Source organism: Chitinophaga sp. RAB17 (genome assembly GCF_052114225.1).
In the GTDB taxonomy this organism is placed as follows: Bacteria; Bacteroidota; Bacteroidia; order Chitinophagales; family Chitinophagaceae; genus Chitinophaga.
The window spans coordinates 1,334,424-1,351,247 of sequence record NZ_JBFREI010000001.1 but is presented as its reverse complement, the minus strand read 5'-3'; the positions used below and the strand labels follow the sequence as shown (position 1 = coordinate 1,351,247).

The window sequence follows — 16,824 nt, the reverse complement described above, 5'->3', positions numbered from 1 at the left end:
ACAGGCATCGTTTACTACACCTGTCCAATGAGATGTATCAGTAACCCGGATTTTGTACCAGGTTAGGATTGATGCTGGTTTGTTTGAATGGAATAGGGAACAGCTTGTACTTGTCTGATGAAGGCTGGTGATCCCACCAGGAAGCGGTGGTGAACTTACCGAAGCGGATCATATCCGAGCGGCGCTTGCCCTCAAATATAAATTCGCGGCCTCTTTCAGCCAGTAATTCGTCCATGGTGAGACTTGTAGTTGTATAAGCTTCCTTAGACCAGTCTTCAGCCTTAAAAGCGCGTTTTTTGCAGGTGTTGATCAGGTCTACTGCTTCCTGGGTGGCGATACCGCCTCCTTTGCGCATGAGGGCTTCCGCCTTGTTGAAATATATTTCTGTGAGGCGGTATAATACGAAGTCGTTGCCCCAGTAATTGGCATCGGTTTGTTTGCCCGGCAGGTATTTGGCGAAACGTGCGCCGCTGTTTTCTTCTCCCTGGGTCATGCCACCAGCACCGGTTTCACCGGTAGAGTTTCTACGTATCTCTTTTACAAAAATGAGTGGTTTGTCGGCGTATTCCTCTGTACCTAAAACAAGGCTGTCACCAATGCCGGTACGCAGGGCCGGATCTTTTTTCTGTTGTCCGATGAGCATCCAGTTTTGTTTGCGGAGATCATTGTCCTTGAAAGCATCGTATGCAGATGGAATGACTACAATACCGTTGTTGCCGTCTACATCAGCGTTGTAGATCTGACGTTGACGGTAGTGCCAGAAATCGCCCTGCCATCCGAAGCGGGAGTTACCGGCTCTCAGGTCATAGGTGAGCTGGAACAGGTCTTCCGCAGAGGTGCTGTTGGTGTTGGCGAAAGCACGGAAAATATCTGGTTCCAATGCGGGGACAGTACCATTCAGAGAGCCACCTTCACCGGCTATGATTTTATTACAGTAGGTGATACAATCATCCCAGCGTGGAGTACCGGTCCATTCCTGGGCATTGAGATACAGTTCTACCAGCATCGAGTAAGCAGCAGCTTTGGTAGTACGGCCGACCATGGCAGCAGACAGTGGTTGCAGCTGATCCATGTTGTCCTTGATTTCTTTTTCCACGAATGCAAATACTTCTTTGCGGGACTTAGTAGCCGGCGAAGCTGAATTGTTTACTACTGTTTCGACGGGAATATTTCCATACAGGTCCATCAGTTTCAGGTAATGCCAGGCGCGCACTACTTTTGTTTCTGCCAGCAGGGTGGTTTTATCAGCTTCTGTCATACCGATTTTGGTAAAATCCAGTGGCGTCAGATCTTTAATGGTATTGTTGCAGAAGCCCATACCCCAGAACATTAGTCTCCATGGATTCCAGGCATTGTCTTCATTGGCAATCCAGGTATGGTCATGCAGGCGGATCCAGTTACCGCCGTCATAGCCATGCCGGCCTTTCTGAGGCCATGCCAGCTGGTCGGCAGAGAGTTCCTGTAAGCGCCAGTAGCCGGTTTGGCCGGTAGGTGCAGCCCATGCACCCGCATGGGTGTAAGGACGCAGGATAGCGGACATTACTTCCTGCTTGTTATTATAAAACTGGTCTGAAATAATTTCGCTGTATGGTTTTTCTTCGAGCTTGGTGCAGGCGCTCATACCGAGTGCCAGCAGGGCTGCGCTGATATATACTTTACTTTTTTTCATACGTTACAATTTTGCTGCTTTTAAAATCCAAGGTTCAATCCGATAGTATAGGAGCGGGTACGTGGGTAAAACCCTCTGCCATCTATACCGGAATCCAGGGCTGTATCCTGTAATTCAGGATCAAGACCGCTGTATTTGGTGATGGTAGCAATATTACGCCCGCTGGCATATACGCGCAGACTGCGGATATATTTGGTTTTCAGCTGGAAGTTATAGCCCAGGGTGATGTTATCCAGTTTAACGAAATCTCCTTTTTCGAGGTAGTAATCGGAGAACTGTGGATCAGCATTCAGCTGGGCATTTTTGCCAATGGCATAACTGAGCATGTTGTTTGGTGCCCATTTTTTGTTACCGAAGTACATATCCTGCAGGTTCAGGATATCGAAACCAAATTTGCCACGGAAGAAAATACTCAGGTCAAAGTTTTTATAACGGAAAGTATTGTTCCAGGAAGCCATGTATTTAGGAATACCATTTCCAATCACAGTTTTATCATCCGGATTAACGGTGGAGATATCTCCTATGCTGCCATCTTTTTTATAGAATTGCCATTTACCATCTTTGGTAAGACCAGCATAACGGTATCCAAAGAAAGTACCCAAAGGTCCACCTTCGACTACGCGGATAGCGGAACCAAGGTTACCCGGAGAGGGAAGATCTCCAAAGTATTGCTCTGTGGTTTTAAATATCTGGTTAGAAAAAGAGACCATTTTATTCCGTTGGGAGTTAAAAGTCAGGTCACTGTTCCAGGTGAAATCTTTTGTTTTTACTGGTACAGCATTGATGACTACTTCCACACCATTGTTAGAGATAGCACCTACATTGGTGAAGATGTTATCAAGAATATTGGAAGGCAATTGCGCGGTATAGTTAAACAACAGATCCTGTGTTTTACGGCTATATACATCGATGGAACCACCTAGCCTGTTTTTGAGGAGGGAGAAGTCCAGGCCTACGTTGAATTCTTTTTTCTTTTCCCATTTCAGATCCGGGTTAGGGTTTTTGTTGGGACCATAAGTCTGGATCCATTGACCGTATTGAATGTAAGCGCCACCTGTTCCCAGGGTGAGCAGGGATTGGTAGCTGGGAATGCCCTGGTTACCGGTAATACCATATCCGGCACGCAGTTTCAGGTTATTGATGACTGTCAGGTCCTGCATGAAAGCTTCTTTTGAAATCACCCATCCTGCGGAAACTGCCGGGAAGTTACCCCATTTGTTATTGGCACCGAAGCGGGAAGAACCTTCATGACGCAGGATGGCCTGCAGCATATATTTTTGTTTGTAATTATAGTTGATCCTGCCGAAGAAGGCGATCAGTGTATTATCTATTTTGTTACTGCTTTGCTTTGGAGCAGGGAGGGTTTTGTCAATCAGTGCATTACCGGCAGCGATGTTCCAGTCTTCGAATGCATCGGTGAGGAAGCCGTTGTTGTCCATCGCATATTTTTCCAGAGTACTATATTGGTAGCTATAACCACCGAGCACATTGAAGGTATGATCTGAGTGAATTGTTTTTGTATAGTCAACCGTTGCTTCAAAGGTTTTATCCATAGCTGCGGAATTGGCTTTATATGCGTAGCCACCTCCTTTATAGTCCTGAATAGAAGAGCGGGAGAGTTTACTTTTATATTGGCGATCGTTGTATTCATCGCGGACAATAGCGCCGAATGCAGAAATTTTCAGATCGCGTATAGGCTCCAGCGTTATACGTGCATCGCCGGAATAGGTTTTCTGATCTCTTTCATACAGTTCCTGGTTTAAGCGGGCCAGGGGGTTATAGTTATTGAAACCATTTGTTTCAATGTATTTGCCGTCCGGGCCAAAGATGGGCGCAGTAGGATTGCGTTGTACTGCCTGTTCGAAATCGGCGCCCGCGTTGCCGGCTTTGTTGTCGCCACCGCCGCTGTTGCCACCATTCAGGTTGGCTTTATTAAAGTTACCTGCCAGGTTGAACTGCATGGTGAGTAATCCCTGTAATCCGGTCTGATTTACGTTTACCCGGCCACCATATTGTTTACGGCCGTTCTGAAGGGCAATACCATTTGCATCGTTATAGTAGAGAGATGCACGGTAGTTGCTGTTGGCGGTACCACCGGAAGCGGCGAAGTTGTGATAATGACTGAGGTTGTTTTTGTCCAGCAACAGATCATACATGTCTACATCCGCTCCCTTGTTCTGATCCTGTCCGGCAATTTTTACATATTCCGCTGCGCTTAAGATGCTGGGTCTTTTAGCGACCGCTTCTCTTTGCAGATAGGTAGAGTAGGTGTATTGCGGATCACCGGCTTTCCCTTTTTTAGTGGTGATGAGAATAACACCGTTGTTACCCCTGGTACCATAGATAGCTGCAGCAGAACCATCTTTTAATACATCGAAAGTGGCGATATCATCCTGTTGCAACAGGTCCAGGTTACCGCCCGGAATACCATCAATAACGATTAAAGGATTTTTGTCGCCGGAAAGGGAACCGATGCCTCTGATCTGGATAGAGGCGCCACTGTTAGGATTGTTTCCCTGTGTTCTGGTAACAGATAAACCTGCTACTTTACCCTGGATCAGATCCATCGGAGAGCGGGAGCCGCCCTGGTTAAAGTTTTCCGCTTTCACGGTTGCTACAGAGGTGGTTACTTCATTTCTTTTTTGTGTGCCGTAGCCCACTACGACTACATCCTGCAGTGATTTGGAGGCGGTGACCAGTTTTACATTCAGGGGTACACCTGTAGCAGCAGGTACTTCCTGTGGCTGATATCCTATAAAGGAGAATATCAGGACACTGTTTTCCGGTGCCTGCAGACTGAAACTTCCGTCTGCTTTAGTAATGGTACCGGAACTGGTATTTTTTATCTGTACAGAAACACCCGGTATTGGTGTTTTATCGTTGGCATCCGTCACTTTGCCGGATATAGTTTTGCCCTGTGAAAAGGCAAAGAGCGAAAGAAGCATCAGGAGAGTACTGGCAATACCCCTCCCCGCCCAAAACGTGGATCGTTTGTGCATATACAATTATTGAAGTTGGTTAATAAGAAAAGCCCGGCTGGTCTATTGAAAAAACGATTTAGCAATAAGCCTACAGGCTATTTGTTTAAAGTTTTGATACGATTGAGTACGATTTAAGTGATTTATAAAATGGTAAAATACCTCCCAATGGAGAGCGTCACCTGGCTTCCGGTCAGGTTGGCAATGGTTTCCCTAATGATGTAGCATAAGCAAAAATTACACGATACCTTACAGTACTGATTCTTCAGTAGAATATCGATTTAGCTAACAATTAGAATAACAAGTGTTTAAAAAAATCATTTCCGGAAATCCCCCGGCATAACAAGGTATTGTTTTTTTAGTTTTTTCATACACGCGGGTTTGCGATGCAGTGACTTTCTAATACCGATCGGGTCAGGTATTAAAAAATCGATTTAGCAATGGCTTCCAAAAAAAAGATTCAGGGAATCTTCTATTTCAATAACAAGTTTCAAAAACGTAGCACTTTATCTCTTCTTCAGGAATAAAAGTAATATTTATTTGTATTAAATGAAATCATTTTTAACATTTTTTTTTGGAATGCCCGGAAATACAGGGGTCCACACATGATTATTTAAAACGGGAAATTATTTCCCGGCACAGACCTTTTTAAGGCTGGCAGGCAATCCATATATTATAACAGATTACAAAACAAAGCCTTCAGCAGAATTCCGCTGAAGGCTTTGTTTGCAATGTATCGGAAGTGGTAATGGTGCCTTTAATAGCGCCGGTGTTGTTTTGTGCGATGACATTAACAACGATCAGCGTCAGACTGACCATAAAAAGAACATGCGTTTCATTGGGTGATAAAAGATTTGCTGTCTTATTGGAATGAGGAATGCTTCGATTTAAATTACTGGTTATTCCAGAAGAGCCACGCAAAATTAGCCGTACCATCCTTGTGGGCGGCGGCGAATCAGGAAAAGTATTTATGTATTCCGGAAAAAGGGAGGCCTATTTTTTCTTGTGGGAATTGATGGGGCAGGGATGGGGAAAGTCAACAGGGTGGCTATCACCCTGTTGAAAGAAATTAAAAGTCGGAAGTAGCTGTCTCTTTGGCAACCGGGTTGCTATCTTTCGCAGCCTGGCTATCGCGGGTATTTTTTTGTACAGTAATAGCACCGAAAACGCTGAGCAAAAATGCAAAAGCATAGAATCCTTTTTCACTGGGAGCCAGGGTTGCATTCCATAATCCTACTGTTAACAACAGGATGGTGAGCAGCATAGATACCCAGCTAAGTCCATAATAGATATCGGTAACGGGGATACCTTCGATTCTGTCTCTTACGCATTTTTGTACAGATACGGCGGCAAAGAGGCCGTACATTAAAACGGTGAAGTAATAACCTTTTTCGTTCAGTTGCATAGTGGTGGCATTCCATAAGCCGATGATAAAGCCCAGGATACCTGCAAATACTGCTACCCAGGAGGCTGCAATAAATGCCATAGAAGGTTTTTGTTTCATTGATTGAATCAAATTTTATTGATGGGATTGGGTTGATGGCTAACAAGATTGCGATGTGCATATTGAAGGCCTGCTGTAATAATACTATTTATTTTGCATAAAAAAAGTCCTGAACAATGTGTTCAGGACTTTTAACTTTTTGTAGCGAGGAGCGGATTCGAACCACTGACCTTCGGGTTATGAGCCCGACGAGCTACCTCTGCTCTACCTCGCAATGTGGAGTGCAAATGTAGGTAAATAAATTAAACTGCAAAATTTAAATATTGTTTTTCCTGAGCGTGGCCGCATGTTTCAGGAGGTTGGATATTTTTTTATTGTAGGAGGTATGGCTTGTGATTGTTTGCTGTGGCTTGTTTGGAGGTATATTGTAAAAGTAATTCAGAGATGCTGGTGTGTGAAAAATATTTTTTAAAGATGATGAAATGATAAAAGAATTGTTGAAAATAAACTCATTTATCATTCCATCATCTACCTGAAATACTTAAATTTTATTCCTGCGCAAACGTAATAATGTATTTACGAGGGTGTCAATATCTCCGCAACTATTATAAAATGCCAGTGATGGTCTTACCGTACTTTCTACGCCAAACCTGCGCAGAATGGGTTGTGCGCAGTGGTGACCGGATCTTACTGCAATGCCTTCCTGGTTCAATGCAGCACCTACCTGTTCGGTAGTATAGTCTTTAAAAACAAAAGACAGCACACTGGTTTTATCAGGGGCGGTACCTATTAAACGTAGTCCTGGCACATCTTTCAGCAATTGTGTAGCATATACCAGCAGGTAATGTTCATATTGATATATAACATCAATGCCTATATGATTTACGTAATCGATGGCGGCGCCCAGTCCTACGGCATCGGCTATATTACCGGTGCCTGCTTCAAAACGGCCAGGGGCGGCATGATACTGGGTATGTTCGAAAGTAACGTCCTTAATCATATTGCCACCACCTTGCCAGGGTTGTGTTTCATTGAGCAGTGCTTCTTTACCATAAAGTACGCCGATACCGGTAGGCCCAAAAACTTTATGCCCGGAAAATACGTACCAGTCGCAGTTCAGGCGTTGTACATCTGCACGCATATGAGATACAGCCTGTGCACCATCTACCAGTACTTTGGCGCCGGCCTGATGTGCGAGCTCCACTATCTGCTGTGCCGGTGTAACAGTGCCGAGCGCATTCGATACCTGCGTAAACGAGACCAGCTTTGTTTTAGCACTGAGCAGTTTCTGGTATTCCGACAGGATAATTTGTCCGTCTTCATCTACCGGAATAACTTTAATCACCAAACCTTTTTTGCTGGCCAGCTGTTGCCAGGGAACGATGTTGGCGTGATGTTCGAGGTGGCTGAGGATAATTTCATCGCCGGTCTGCAGGAACTGTTCTCCCCAGCTTTTCGCCACCAGGTTGATGGCTTCGGTGGCTCCGCGTACAAAAACAATTTCATTGACAGAAGCGGCGTTGAGAAAGGCCCTTACTTTTTCGCGGGCGCCTTCATACGCATCTGTGGCACGCGCGGCCAGTTCGTGAGCTGCACGGTGAATATTGGAATTTTCGTGTTCGTAGAAACTACTGATACGATCAATTACCAGTCGCGGTTTCTGCGTGGTGGCGGCATTGTCCAGCCATATCAACCGGCGTCCGTTCACATGTTCCTGCAAAATAGGAAAGTCGGCCCTGATCAGATTTACATCCAGCGGGGGCTGGGAAACGCCGGTGATGCCGGCTTTTTGTTCCGGTAAAAAATAGTACGAAGTGCCGGGTGACGGCAGTTGCGAAGTATACGATGATACCGGAATACTTTTCAGTGCGCGCTGCAGTTCCTTTTCAAAAGACGGGTCATAAGCCGCCGGATGTTGGGAGAGTGCAGACGGAGAAATACCACTGCCAGCTACAGAGGCGGGGATGCCACCATTACCGGAAAAATGTGGGTCCGGTAAACTGGTAGGCGCCTGTGTAACATCTGTTACACTGCCCTGTTGCAGCAGCGGGTCCTGGATGGGGGCAGCAGAGGCGTATGCCGGTGGCAATACCTCATTACCGGATTGCAGGGAGGAAAATAACTGGTTAGCCAGCTTTTCCAATGCAGCAATGTCCGGTAATCCATCAGTATTAAAATTATTTGTATTCATGGTACTTGCCTATTTCTACATCATCCAATACAGCAATGGCATCATCTACCAGCACTGCCAGTGAACAGTAAAGAGAAACCAGATAAGAAGCAATGGCCTGATGGTTAATACCCATGAAGCGTACAGACAGTCCGGGGGATTGTTCTCCGGGCAAATTAGGCTGGTAAAGACCTACCACCCCTTGTCTGCTTTCGCCGGTACGCAATAATATGATTTTTGATTTTCCGTTTTCAATAGGCACCTTATCTGACGGAATCAGCGGAATACCGCGCCAGGTAATAAATTGGGAGCCAAACAGCGAAACAGTGGGTGGAGGCACGCCTCTGCGGGTACATTCGCGGCCAAAAGCAGCGATGGTTAACGGATGCAGCAAAAAGAAGCCTGGCTCCTTCCATACTTTGGTGATGAGTTCATCCAGATCATCCGGAGTAGGCGCGCCGGTGCGTGTTTTAATCCGCTGGGAAGCCACTACACTGTGCAGCAGGCCATACTCCCTGTTGTTGATTAATTCGCTTTCCTGCCTTTCCTTGATAGTTTCAATAATCAGCCGCAACTGTTCACTGATCTGGTTGTAAGGCTTGCTGTAGAGGTCTGAAACACGGGTGTGTACATCCAATACAGTGTTAACTGCGCTGAGATTGTACTCACGGGGATTGTCGATGTAATCCACAAAAGTTTGTGGCAGTTCCCGTTCATCCCTGCCGGAACAATCTACGGTTACATTGCTCTCATCCTTTACTTTGTTAAGGCGGTACACACCTGATTCTACCGGTATCCAGCTCATTAGCTTAGTGAGCCAACGCGGAGTAATGGAGGTCATCTGTGGTACGGTACGCGTAGCGATGGCCAGTTGCCTTGCTGCTACGTCGCCAAGTGCTGTTTGGACCTTTTGTTGAATTTCATCTGCCATGGGGAGTCAGTTTTTGAAATTTTTAAAAATGAAGTTTTTGTAAACAGGGAAAAAATGTGTGGTGGCTCATTTTTTTCCTGCTGGTGGGTGTAATAGGGGTTAAATTAAGTCTTTTTGATTAAAAATCCACGTTAATCATTCATCAATAATAGCGACGAGCGCGGAGACTGTTTGGAGTACTTATTTTTTTGTGAGATGATTACACAGGTTTCCCATCTCCTGCTATAAATAGCGGGATGATGGGAAAAGAAAAATATAAAGATTAGAAAATAGTTCTCAGTAAACCGCCGTCAGCGCGGAGTGCGGCGCCGTTGGTAGCGGCAGAAAGGGGGCTGGCTACATAGGTGACCAGGTTAGCTATTTCTGATACGGTAGCGAAACGCTGGATAAGAGAGCTGGGACGCTTGTTTTTGAAGAAGTCGGCTTCTGCCTGGTCCTGGCTCACATTGTCTGCATCCGCTAATTTTTTGATGAAATCATCCACCCCCTCTGACTTGGTGGGGCCGGGCAGTACGGTGTTGACGGTTACATCCGTGCCTTTGGTTAATTCGGCCAAACCGCGGCTGATAGACAATTGCGCCGTTTTGGTAGTGCCATAATGGATCATTTCTTCCGGGATCATGATGGCCGATTCGCTGGCGATAAAAATAATGCGGCCCCAGTTTTTAGCCAGCATTTTAGGGAAGAAGTAGCGGGAAAGACGAACGCCACTGAGTACATTGACTTCAAAAAAGCGCAGCCATTCTTCATCAGTAATTTCCACAAAAGGTTTAGGCTCAAAAATACCAGCATTGTTTACCAGGATATCCACATCCTTTACCTGATCCAGCAGCTGTTGTACTTCGGCAGCATTCGAAAAATCGGCTGCTACCCCGGTCACGTCTGCTGTTGGAACCTCCTGTTTTAACTTTGCAATCGCTTCATTTATTCTGGCAGTGCTGCGGCCATTGATAATAACAGTAGCACCTTCTTTTAAAAGTTGCAGGGCAATAGCGAAGCCAATTCCCTGTGTGGAACCGCTGACGAGCGCTCTTTTACCCTTTAATTGTAAATCCATAATTGTAATATTTAGTATTGAGGATGCAAATTTACCGCCACTTAATTTATAAATTTAATAATGTGATTTATTTCTAAGTATAAATAAATTTATACTTTTATGCTATGGTAAATTTTGAATGGTACCGGACTTTTAAGGCCATCTACCAGTCAGGTACATTAACAGGCGCCGCACAGGAATTGTTGATTTCACAGCCAAATGTGAGTCAGCACTTATCTGCATTGGAGAACTATATTGGCCATCCGCTGTTTGAGCGCAAGCCCAGGCAGATGGTCCCCACCAGTTACGGGCAGCTGTTTTATACCCAGATCATAGAGGCAGTAGAGAAGCTGGAGAAAATAGAAGGTGACTTCAGCCGCAGTTGTGTGGCCAGGTGCATGACGCTGATCACTATTGGGGCGCCAAAAGAGTTTTTTGACGCGAGGCTAACCAACCAGCTGGACCAGATTGGGGACGCCAACCTGGTAGTGGAGTTCGGGTTGACCAAAGACCTTGTACAGAAACTGCTGAAGGGAGACCTCAACTTTGTGGTATCTACGAGTGCGGTGATGGAAAAGAATATTATTTCGGAGCCGGTGCTCTTTGAAAAATTTGTGCTGGTAGGTAGTCCGGATATAGATCCGCAGCCATTAAGGAAGTATATCAGGAATGAGGACCTGGAAAACATAGAAGCCTGGATGCTGGCGCAAAACTGGTTCGCCTATAGCAGTGATCTGTTGGCCATCCGCCGGTTCTGGCTGCATAACTTTAAGAAGCGGCCTGCCATGCGGGCCCGGTTTACAGTACCTGATTTCAATTCTATATTGAAATCCATGCAGCACATTGAAGGGGTGACGGTTGCCTCTGATTACCTGGTGAAAGACCTGGTACAGCAAAAGAAGCTCAAATTATTATGGAGCGGTAATGAACCTACCACCAATACCATTTACCTGGCTTACGATAAAACCAAGGCTACTGCGCAGAATATTGAAGCAATCAGGAGGATGTTCAGTAAGGAAGTAGCGGTGTAGCCACCGGATAGATAACTGTCCGCAGCCACCTACCCGGTAATTATTATAAATCTGAATAATCAGCAGGTCTTAAAAAGAGGATCTCGGATTTGGATACGTTGTGTGCATATTCTTCCAGTGCCGACAGGCTTTTCCATTTTGCGTCTGCGCTGAAGGCTTTCCAGTGTGCATCCCGGTCTTCCTTACTATTGAAGGTCGTCATGTACATCAGGTTAGGCATACGCGGACCCGAAATAACGGAGGCATAAAAAACGGCATTGAAATTAAGATTTTTGAAGATGCCTATTTCATCTCCGGTATTAAACATCTTTACTTTATTGACATGGTATTTTTCAGAGGGACTTTCATAGCTGCGTAATTCGTATACCCGTTCACTTTTGGGCGACTGCAGCGAAGGGGCCTGCAGTACAGGCATGCCGGGGAATGCCTGCAACAGAATAGACTCAATACGCGTATAAGGAATATTATTCCATACCGCATCCGTATAGTCGACACCGTTAGTCTGTAAGGTTTTGTCTGCCTGCAGTGTTTTATCCAATCCTGCAAATTGCTCCAGTGATTGGAACGGAATGAATACATAGATCCTGATATCGGCAGTATCTGTGACAACGGGTTTAAACACACCGGCTGTTTTGATACCAGCGCGATGCAGGGCAGGCAGATACGCTTTTTCCAGGTAGTTGTCTACCAGCGTTTCCTGAGCAGCTGTTTTCAGGTGATAGATTTTAATCTGGTAAAATTGCCGCTCTTTTGCAAACAGGGTGGTAGTGCTTAAAAGCAGGAGTGCCAATAACAAAGTGGAATATCTCATCATAAAATAATTGTATAATTGACAAAATACAGCAAATAAATCAGGATTTATAGTCCTGTTTGAATGCACTACTTTTGAACGATCTTAAAAAATGTAATTATGTCTGAGCCGGTAATGTTGATAGACCAGCCTAATAACCGAGGAACTTTATATGCAGTGGTAGAGCAGGATGACAGAGTGGCTTATTTCTACCTGTATCCTTCAGAGTTACTTCAATCTAAATATTCTCCCCGTCCCTGCTGGCTGCGTAATTTGCAGGCAGCTCCGGAAAAGAAAGATGTGGCCGCCATGAAGGAAGGGATGGCGCCTATGCTGGAAGCAGCTTTTTGTAATCATCCGCAGGGAAAGGAACCGTTGGAGAAAGAACGTATTTCTATTATATGGATGGAAGAAGGCGATGGTGCAGCGGTGATGTATGATGGTGAAATATTGGGCGTCATTCCCGGCTGGAGTTTATATAATGACGAACATGCGGTGGCCTATGCCGCGGATTGTATAGGGGCTGCTGAAAATGACCGCCTGATGCCACTGGGCAAGCGCGGGGCTAATGCCATGTATGAGCGGGTAGATCAGGCAATGGCTTTCTGGAATGAGTGGTCTGATGAAACTTCCCAGGCGTGGGGTGTCTTACAAGATAAATATATTACTGCCTATGAGGCGGAATACGGACCTATTCAACAGTATTACGCCATTGATGGCGGGCAGTGGCCTCCTATGGCATTGGGTAAATTTGAAAAAGAAGGCGTGGTATACCTGTTCACCATGGGGGTGAGCATACGGCCTATGCCCTGGGTAGAATTGTTGTACAACGACCGGGCGCCCGGTTTCCGCCGGATGGAACTCGCCATGGCAGTGAGTAAAGCAGATTTCACAGATAAAGAGATTATGACCATGGCAGGATTAATGTCCGGCCTGGCAGACAGGCCATGGAAACAGGTTACCTGGCTGGGAGAGGGGCATACTGTGAGCGCGGAAGACCTGCCGGCGCCTTATGAAAGCGTAGTGATATCTGCAGCCTTATATAATGGACCAGCCATTCAGCTACCGGAAGTATATGGCGACAAAGTAAACCTGTATTGGTTATCACCGATCACCAAACTGGAACGTGAGTTTGCTCACTTCCGACCAAATGCAGGATATGATTTACTGGAGAAAATGATTCATCATAACCTGAATCACGTTGTTACAAAAAGAGCAGAACTGCCTTTTGAATAAAAAATATACTTTTATATAGTCATTAAGGCCTGCTGATTGCAGGCCTTTTCCTTGTCTACCCTTTATTTTATGATTTTTCTAAAAAAAGTTTGAAAAATCTGTAACGAAATGATTCCACCGGTTACTAATCCTAAAAAGAAATTTAAAAGCATATGAAAATCATCTTCCGGAATATCGCAGCAATTACGTTTGTATTAACCAGTTTATTTGCCGGCAAAGCGCAGGCGCAGCAATCCGTATCTGACAAATCGCTTCTCTGGGAAGTGAGTGGTAACGGATTGGAAAAACCTTCCTATATCTATGGTACTATTCACATGATCTGCGACAGTGATTTCAAGATAATGGATAAGGTGAAAAAAGCTTTTGGTCAATCATCTCAGCTGGTACTCGAAGCGGATATCTTTAATCCTGAAATGGGAAATTTAGTAAAAAAAGAAATGATGTCTGACGTGCCACTCAGCAAAAAGTTATCAGCTGCCGACTATGCATCGGTAGATTCTATTATGCAGTTGAAATGTGGAATGCCGCTGAAGGCGTTGGATAATTTCAAGCTGTCGATGGTATTATCGCTGGTCTCTGTTAAATTATTTCCCTGCGCCGTTCCGCAGTCTTTTGAAGCAGCATTTGATAAAATGGCGAAAGAGAAGAATATGCATAGAAATGTATTGGAAGAAGTAGTTGCGCAGATGGAGTTTCTGAACAAAGCCTTTACGGATTCACAAATCATATCACAGGTAAAATCCTTTGATAGTGCAGCCGTGGGGACTAAGGAAATGGTAGCTATGTATAAAGCAGAAGATATTAATGGGCTATATAAGTATATGACCAAACCGGATTTGATGGATGAAAATACCATGCGCTGGATGCTGATAGAAAGAAATAATAACTGGGCGGAAAAAATGCCTGCCATGATGAAGAAGGAAAGCAGCTTCTTTGCAGTAGGAGCGGCGCACCTGCCTGGATCTATTGGCATTCTCTCTCTCTTAAAAGCAAAAGGCTATACGGTTAAACCTATTATGAAATAAAGCATCCTATTTTGAAAAGCAAGGAAAAGGAATTTCTTGAGCTGATTGAAATCCATAAAGGAATTATTCATAAGATTTCCAAAATGTACATGGATGCGGAAGATGATCAGCAGGACTTAACGCAGGAAATCATCTATCAATTATGGAAATCTTTTGACTCCTTCCAGCAACAAAGCCGCTTTTCTACCTGGATGTACAGGGTTGCACTGAATACAGCATTGGTATTCTTCAAAAAAGAAAAAAAGAAAATGGCAGTTACTGACATCATGTCGGAGCATATTGCGATGGAAGAAAATGTAACGGCTACCAAAGAACTGCAACTGTCGCACTTTTACAAGGCGGTACAAAAACTGGAAAGATTGGAAAAGGCGCTGGTTTTCCTTCATCTCGAAAACTATTCACACAAGGAAATAGGAGAGAACCTGGGGATTTCAGAAGGCAATGCAAGAACAAAGCTCAGCAGAGCAAAAGACAAATTAAAAGAACTGATTAAACAACAAGGTTATGAATTTTGATGATATAAAATCAGCGTGGAACAGCGAAGAGGAGGATCATGTAGTAGTACCTTCCAGTGTAGACCAGCTGAAAACCTTGCAAACGCCGATAGAGAAGATCCGCACAAACATGCAGTATGAATTTTACATACAGTTGTTCGCTTTAGTTGTGATCGGATTTGTACCCAGGTATACCTATTTCAATCCGGTATTGGTAATACCTTTTTATGTGGTGTATTTTGTAGCCCTGATTATTTCCGGGTATTATTTTTTCAAATTTTATCTTTTCTATAAACGTCTTAGTACAAATACACTCCGCTCCAGGGACCATTTATATGCACTGTATTACGAAGCCAGGCTGAATATTGAAATGTATAAATCATTCGCCTATACGTTAATTCCACTGGCATTAATCGGGGCAGCCCTGTATGTAGTGAGTCAGCCGGATGGCAAATTGAAGGACGTATTTCAGATAGCTGTCACCCGGCAAGGGGTAGCAGTGTCGTTGGTTGTTCTCTTTTTGCTGGTGGTGTTATTGATAATGGTGATAACAGAGCTTTGGGTGAGAAGCTATTATGGAAGATACCTGGATCAGATAAAGAGAGTATTGGACGAGTTTAAAGAAAACGAGTAATCTTTTTAATAAAGTAAGAAGGGTTGGTCATTTGTACATGACCAACCCTTCTTTATTATTGCTGGTAGCTACCAGCTACTTTAATCAGTTTATCCGGTGCATTGGTAATGATGCCATCTACGCCATCTGCTATCAGTTTTTTGAAATCACTGTCTTCATCTACTGTCCATGGAAGTACGGCTACTTTTTTAGCATGTGCTTCTTTTACCAGGTCAGCTGTTACCAGCAGGTAGTAAGGGCTGTAGATGTTTGGTGTGAATCCCAGCTTTTCCAGGTTAGCGTTAAAGCTGTCTTTATTGCCAATCAGTAAAGCTGTTTTTTGCTTCGGAAAAGTTTCATGCAACACCTGTAAAGTACGTATATCAAAAGATTGAATAATTACCCTATCGGTAATTTTCTTTTCCTTGATCACCTGCATCAGCAGTGCTACAAATTCCTTTGGTGCAGGATTGTAGGTACCATCGCCATCCGGAGAACTTTTTGTTTCCATATTGTAGTACACCGGTTTCAGGTGATGCGCTTTTACATAGGCTTCCACGCTGTCAATCAAGGCCGACAGTAACGGTTTATGAACCATCATTTTTTCCTGTTGTGGAAAACGGGGATGAGGTTTGGTACCGGCATCATATTTTTGGATACTGTCGTAGGTCATTTTATAGAGTGCAAGCCCTTTCTCTTCCGCTTTGGTGACATCTGATCCATCTGGCTTACGCATAAATTCGGCCGACATGTAAGCATCATGTGATACGGCTACTTTGTTATCTGCGGTAATGATACAATCCAGTTCCAGTGTTCTGGCGCCCAGTTTCACCGCATTGAGCATAGCGGGAATGGTATTTTCCGGCATGAGTGCCATACCGCCGCGGTGTGCCTGTACATCGATCGATTGTTGTGCAAAGGCAGCACTACACAGCATTGTACTACATAAAGTTAAAATTAAACTACGGTTCATATCAACAGTGATTTTTTAAGATTATTTCAATAACCACATTTGTCCATTGATGTCAGTTCATTGATATGAACGGAAAGGGTGGCTTGCAGATTGTTTTGTCGTGCAATATCATGGAGTTTGTTTCCTTTTGAGGAAGCAGTGAAATAGTTTGATGTGAAACAGGTTATATAGCTGTTTAAACGCTTTTTCGTTTCTATCCTTTACTAGTGAAATGTTGAGCATTTAGATATAAATATTGCAGCAGTTTATTTATGGATCAGGATCATGCAAAGTGAATTATAAATGATTAATCGACAAGGTTATTTTAATGTTAAGTGGGGTATGGAGCAATATTTTCTTATCATGTTAAGCCTTGGGGAATAGTCGGTTGTATATCAATATATTAACATCTTCCCGATTAAAAATTTATATTTAGGGAGTGTTAACTTTTATTC

13 protein-coding genes and 1 tRNA gene are annotated in these 16,824 nt (G+C 44.2%); 5 read left to right on the top strand and 9 right to left on the bottom strand.

The genetic code is table 11. The features are described 5' to 3' along the window. Window positions 1-37 precede the first annotated feature (37 nt). The 7 genes from AB4Z08_RS05340 to AB4Z08_RS05310 all read right to left on the bottom strand — a co-directional run bounded on the left by AB4Z08_RS05340 (window position 38) and on the right by AB4Z08_RS05310 (window position 10,249). Window positions 38-1,669 (bottom strand): RagB/SusD family nutrient uptake outer membrane protein, encoded by a 1,632-nt coding sequence (locus AB4Z08_RS05340; RefSeq protein ID WP_441572694.1) that lies wholly within the window; start codon window positions 1,667-1,669, stop codon window positions 38-40. Window positions 1,670-1,689: 20 nt separating this feature from the next. Next, window positions 1,690-4,668: a SusC/RagA family TonB-linked outer membrane protein gene (locus AB4Z08_RS05335; RefSeq protein WP_441572693.1), complete on the bottom strand. Its 2,979-nt coding sequence runs from the start codon at window positions 4,666-4,668 to the stop codon at window positions 1,690-1,692. 1,048 nt (window positions 4,669-5,716) lie between these two features. Beyond that, complete coding sequence (gene yiaA / locus AB4Z08_RS05330) at window positions 5,717-6,151, bottom strand: inner membrane protein YiaA (protein ID WP_441572692.1); 435 nt, start codon at window positions 6,149-6,151, stop codon at window positions 5,717-5,719. 142 nt (window positions 6,152-6,293) lie between these two features. Beyond that, window positions 6,294-6,365, bottom strand: a tRNA-Met gene (locus AB4Z08_RS05325). Between the two features lie 267 nt (window positions 6,366-6,632). Further along, the gene (locus AB4Z08_RS05320) at window positions 6,633-8,282 is read right to left on the bottom strand and encodes a family 2A encapsulin nanocompartment cargo protein cysteine desulfurase (protein ID WP_441572691.1); all 1,650 of its coding nucleotides are present in this window, start codon (window positions 8,280-8,282) and stop codon (window positions 6,633-6,635) included. Then, window positions 8,269-9,192 (bottom strand): family 2A encapsulin nanocompartment shell protein, encoded by a 924-nt coding sequence (locus AB4Z08_RS05315; protein WP_441572690.1) that lies wholly within the window; start codon window positions 9,190-9,192, stop codon window positions 8,269-8,271. The genes AB4Z08_RS05320 and AB4Z08_RS05315 overlap by 14 nt, the downstream gene beginning before the upstream one ends. A 262-nt stretch (window positions 9,193-9,454) precedes the next feature. Beyond that, the gene (locus AB4Z08_RS05310; RefSeq protein ID WP_441572689.1) at window positions 9,455-10,249 is read right to left on the bottom strand and encodes an SDR family NAD(P)-dependent oxidoreductase; all 795 of its coding nucleotides are present in this window, start codon (window positions 10,247-10,249) and stop codon (window positions 9,455-9,457) included. A gap of 104 nt (window positions 10,250-10,353) precedes the next feature. Between AB4Z08_RS05310 and AB4Z08_RS05305 the strand changes: the two genes are divergently transcribed. Continuing rightward, window positions 10,354-11,259 carry a LysR family transcriptional regulator gene (locus AB4Z08_RS05305; protein WP_441572688.1) on the top strand — a complete coding sequence of 302 codons (906 nt, stop codon included), beginning with the start codon at window positions 10,354-10,356 and terminating at the stop codon, window positions 11,257-11,259. A 43-nt stretch (window positions 11,260-11,302) separates the two neighbouring features. Here the strand turns inward: AB4Z08_RS05305 and AB4Z08_RS05300 are convergent, their stop codons facing one another. Continuing rightward, window positions 11,303-12,073 (bottom strand): NIPSNAP family protein, encoded by a 771-nt coding sequence (locus AB4Z08_RS05300; RefSeq protein WP_441572687.1) that lies wholly within the window; start codon window positions 12,071-12,073, stop codon window positions 11,303-11,305. Between the two features lie 96 nt (window positions 12,074-12,169). On the opposite strand from AB4Z08_RS05300, the gene AB4Z08_RS05295 reads away from it, so the two are divergent. The 4 genes from AB4Z08_RS05295 to AB4Z08_RS05280 all read left to right on the top strand — a co-directional run bounded on the left by AB4Z08_RS05295 (window position 12,170) and on the right by AB4Z08_RS05280 (window position 15,438). After that, the gene (locus tag AB4Z08_RS05295; RefSeq protein WP_441572686.1) at window positions 12,170-13,285 is read left to right on the top strand and encodes a suppressor of fused domain protein; all 1,116 of its coding nucleotides are present in this window, start codon (window positions 12,170-12,172) and stop codon (window positions 13,283-13,285) included. A 152-nt stretch (window positions 13,286-13,437) separates the two neighbouring features. Continuing rightward, a complete protein-coding gene (locus tag AB4Z08_RS05290; protein WP_441572685.1) occupies window positions 13,438-14,310 on the top strand; it encodes a TraB/GumN family protein in 873 nt (290 codons plus the stop codon). 11 nt (window positions 14,311-14,321) lie between these two features. Then, entirely contained in the window at window positions 14,322-14,825 is a 504-nt protein-coding gene (locus AB4Z08_RS05285) for an RNA polymerase sigma factor (protein WP_441572684.1), read from the top strand. Then, window positions 14,815-15,438, top strand: a complete 624-nt coding sequence (locus tag AB4Z08_RS05280; RefSeq protein WP_441572683.1) for a hypothetical protein — start codon at window positions 14,815-14,817, stop codon at window positions 15,436-15,438. Before AB4Z08_RS05285 ends, AB4Z08_RS05280 begins: the two co-directional genes overlap by 11 nt. Window positions 15,439-15,493: 55 nt before the next feature. Here AB4Z08_RS05280 and AB4Z08_RS05275 read toward each other — a convergent pair whose 3' ends face one another. Further along, window positions 15,494-16,390 (bottom strand): glycerophosphodiester phosphodiesterase family protein, encoded by an 897-nt coding sequence (locus AB4Z08_RS05275; protein ID WP_441572682.1) that lies wholly within the window; start codon window positions 16,388-16,390, stop codon window positions 15,494-15,496. Window positions 16,391-16,824 lie beyond the last annotated feature (434 nt).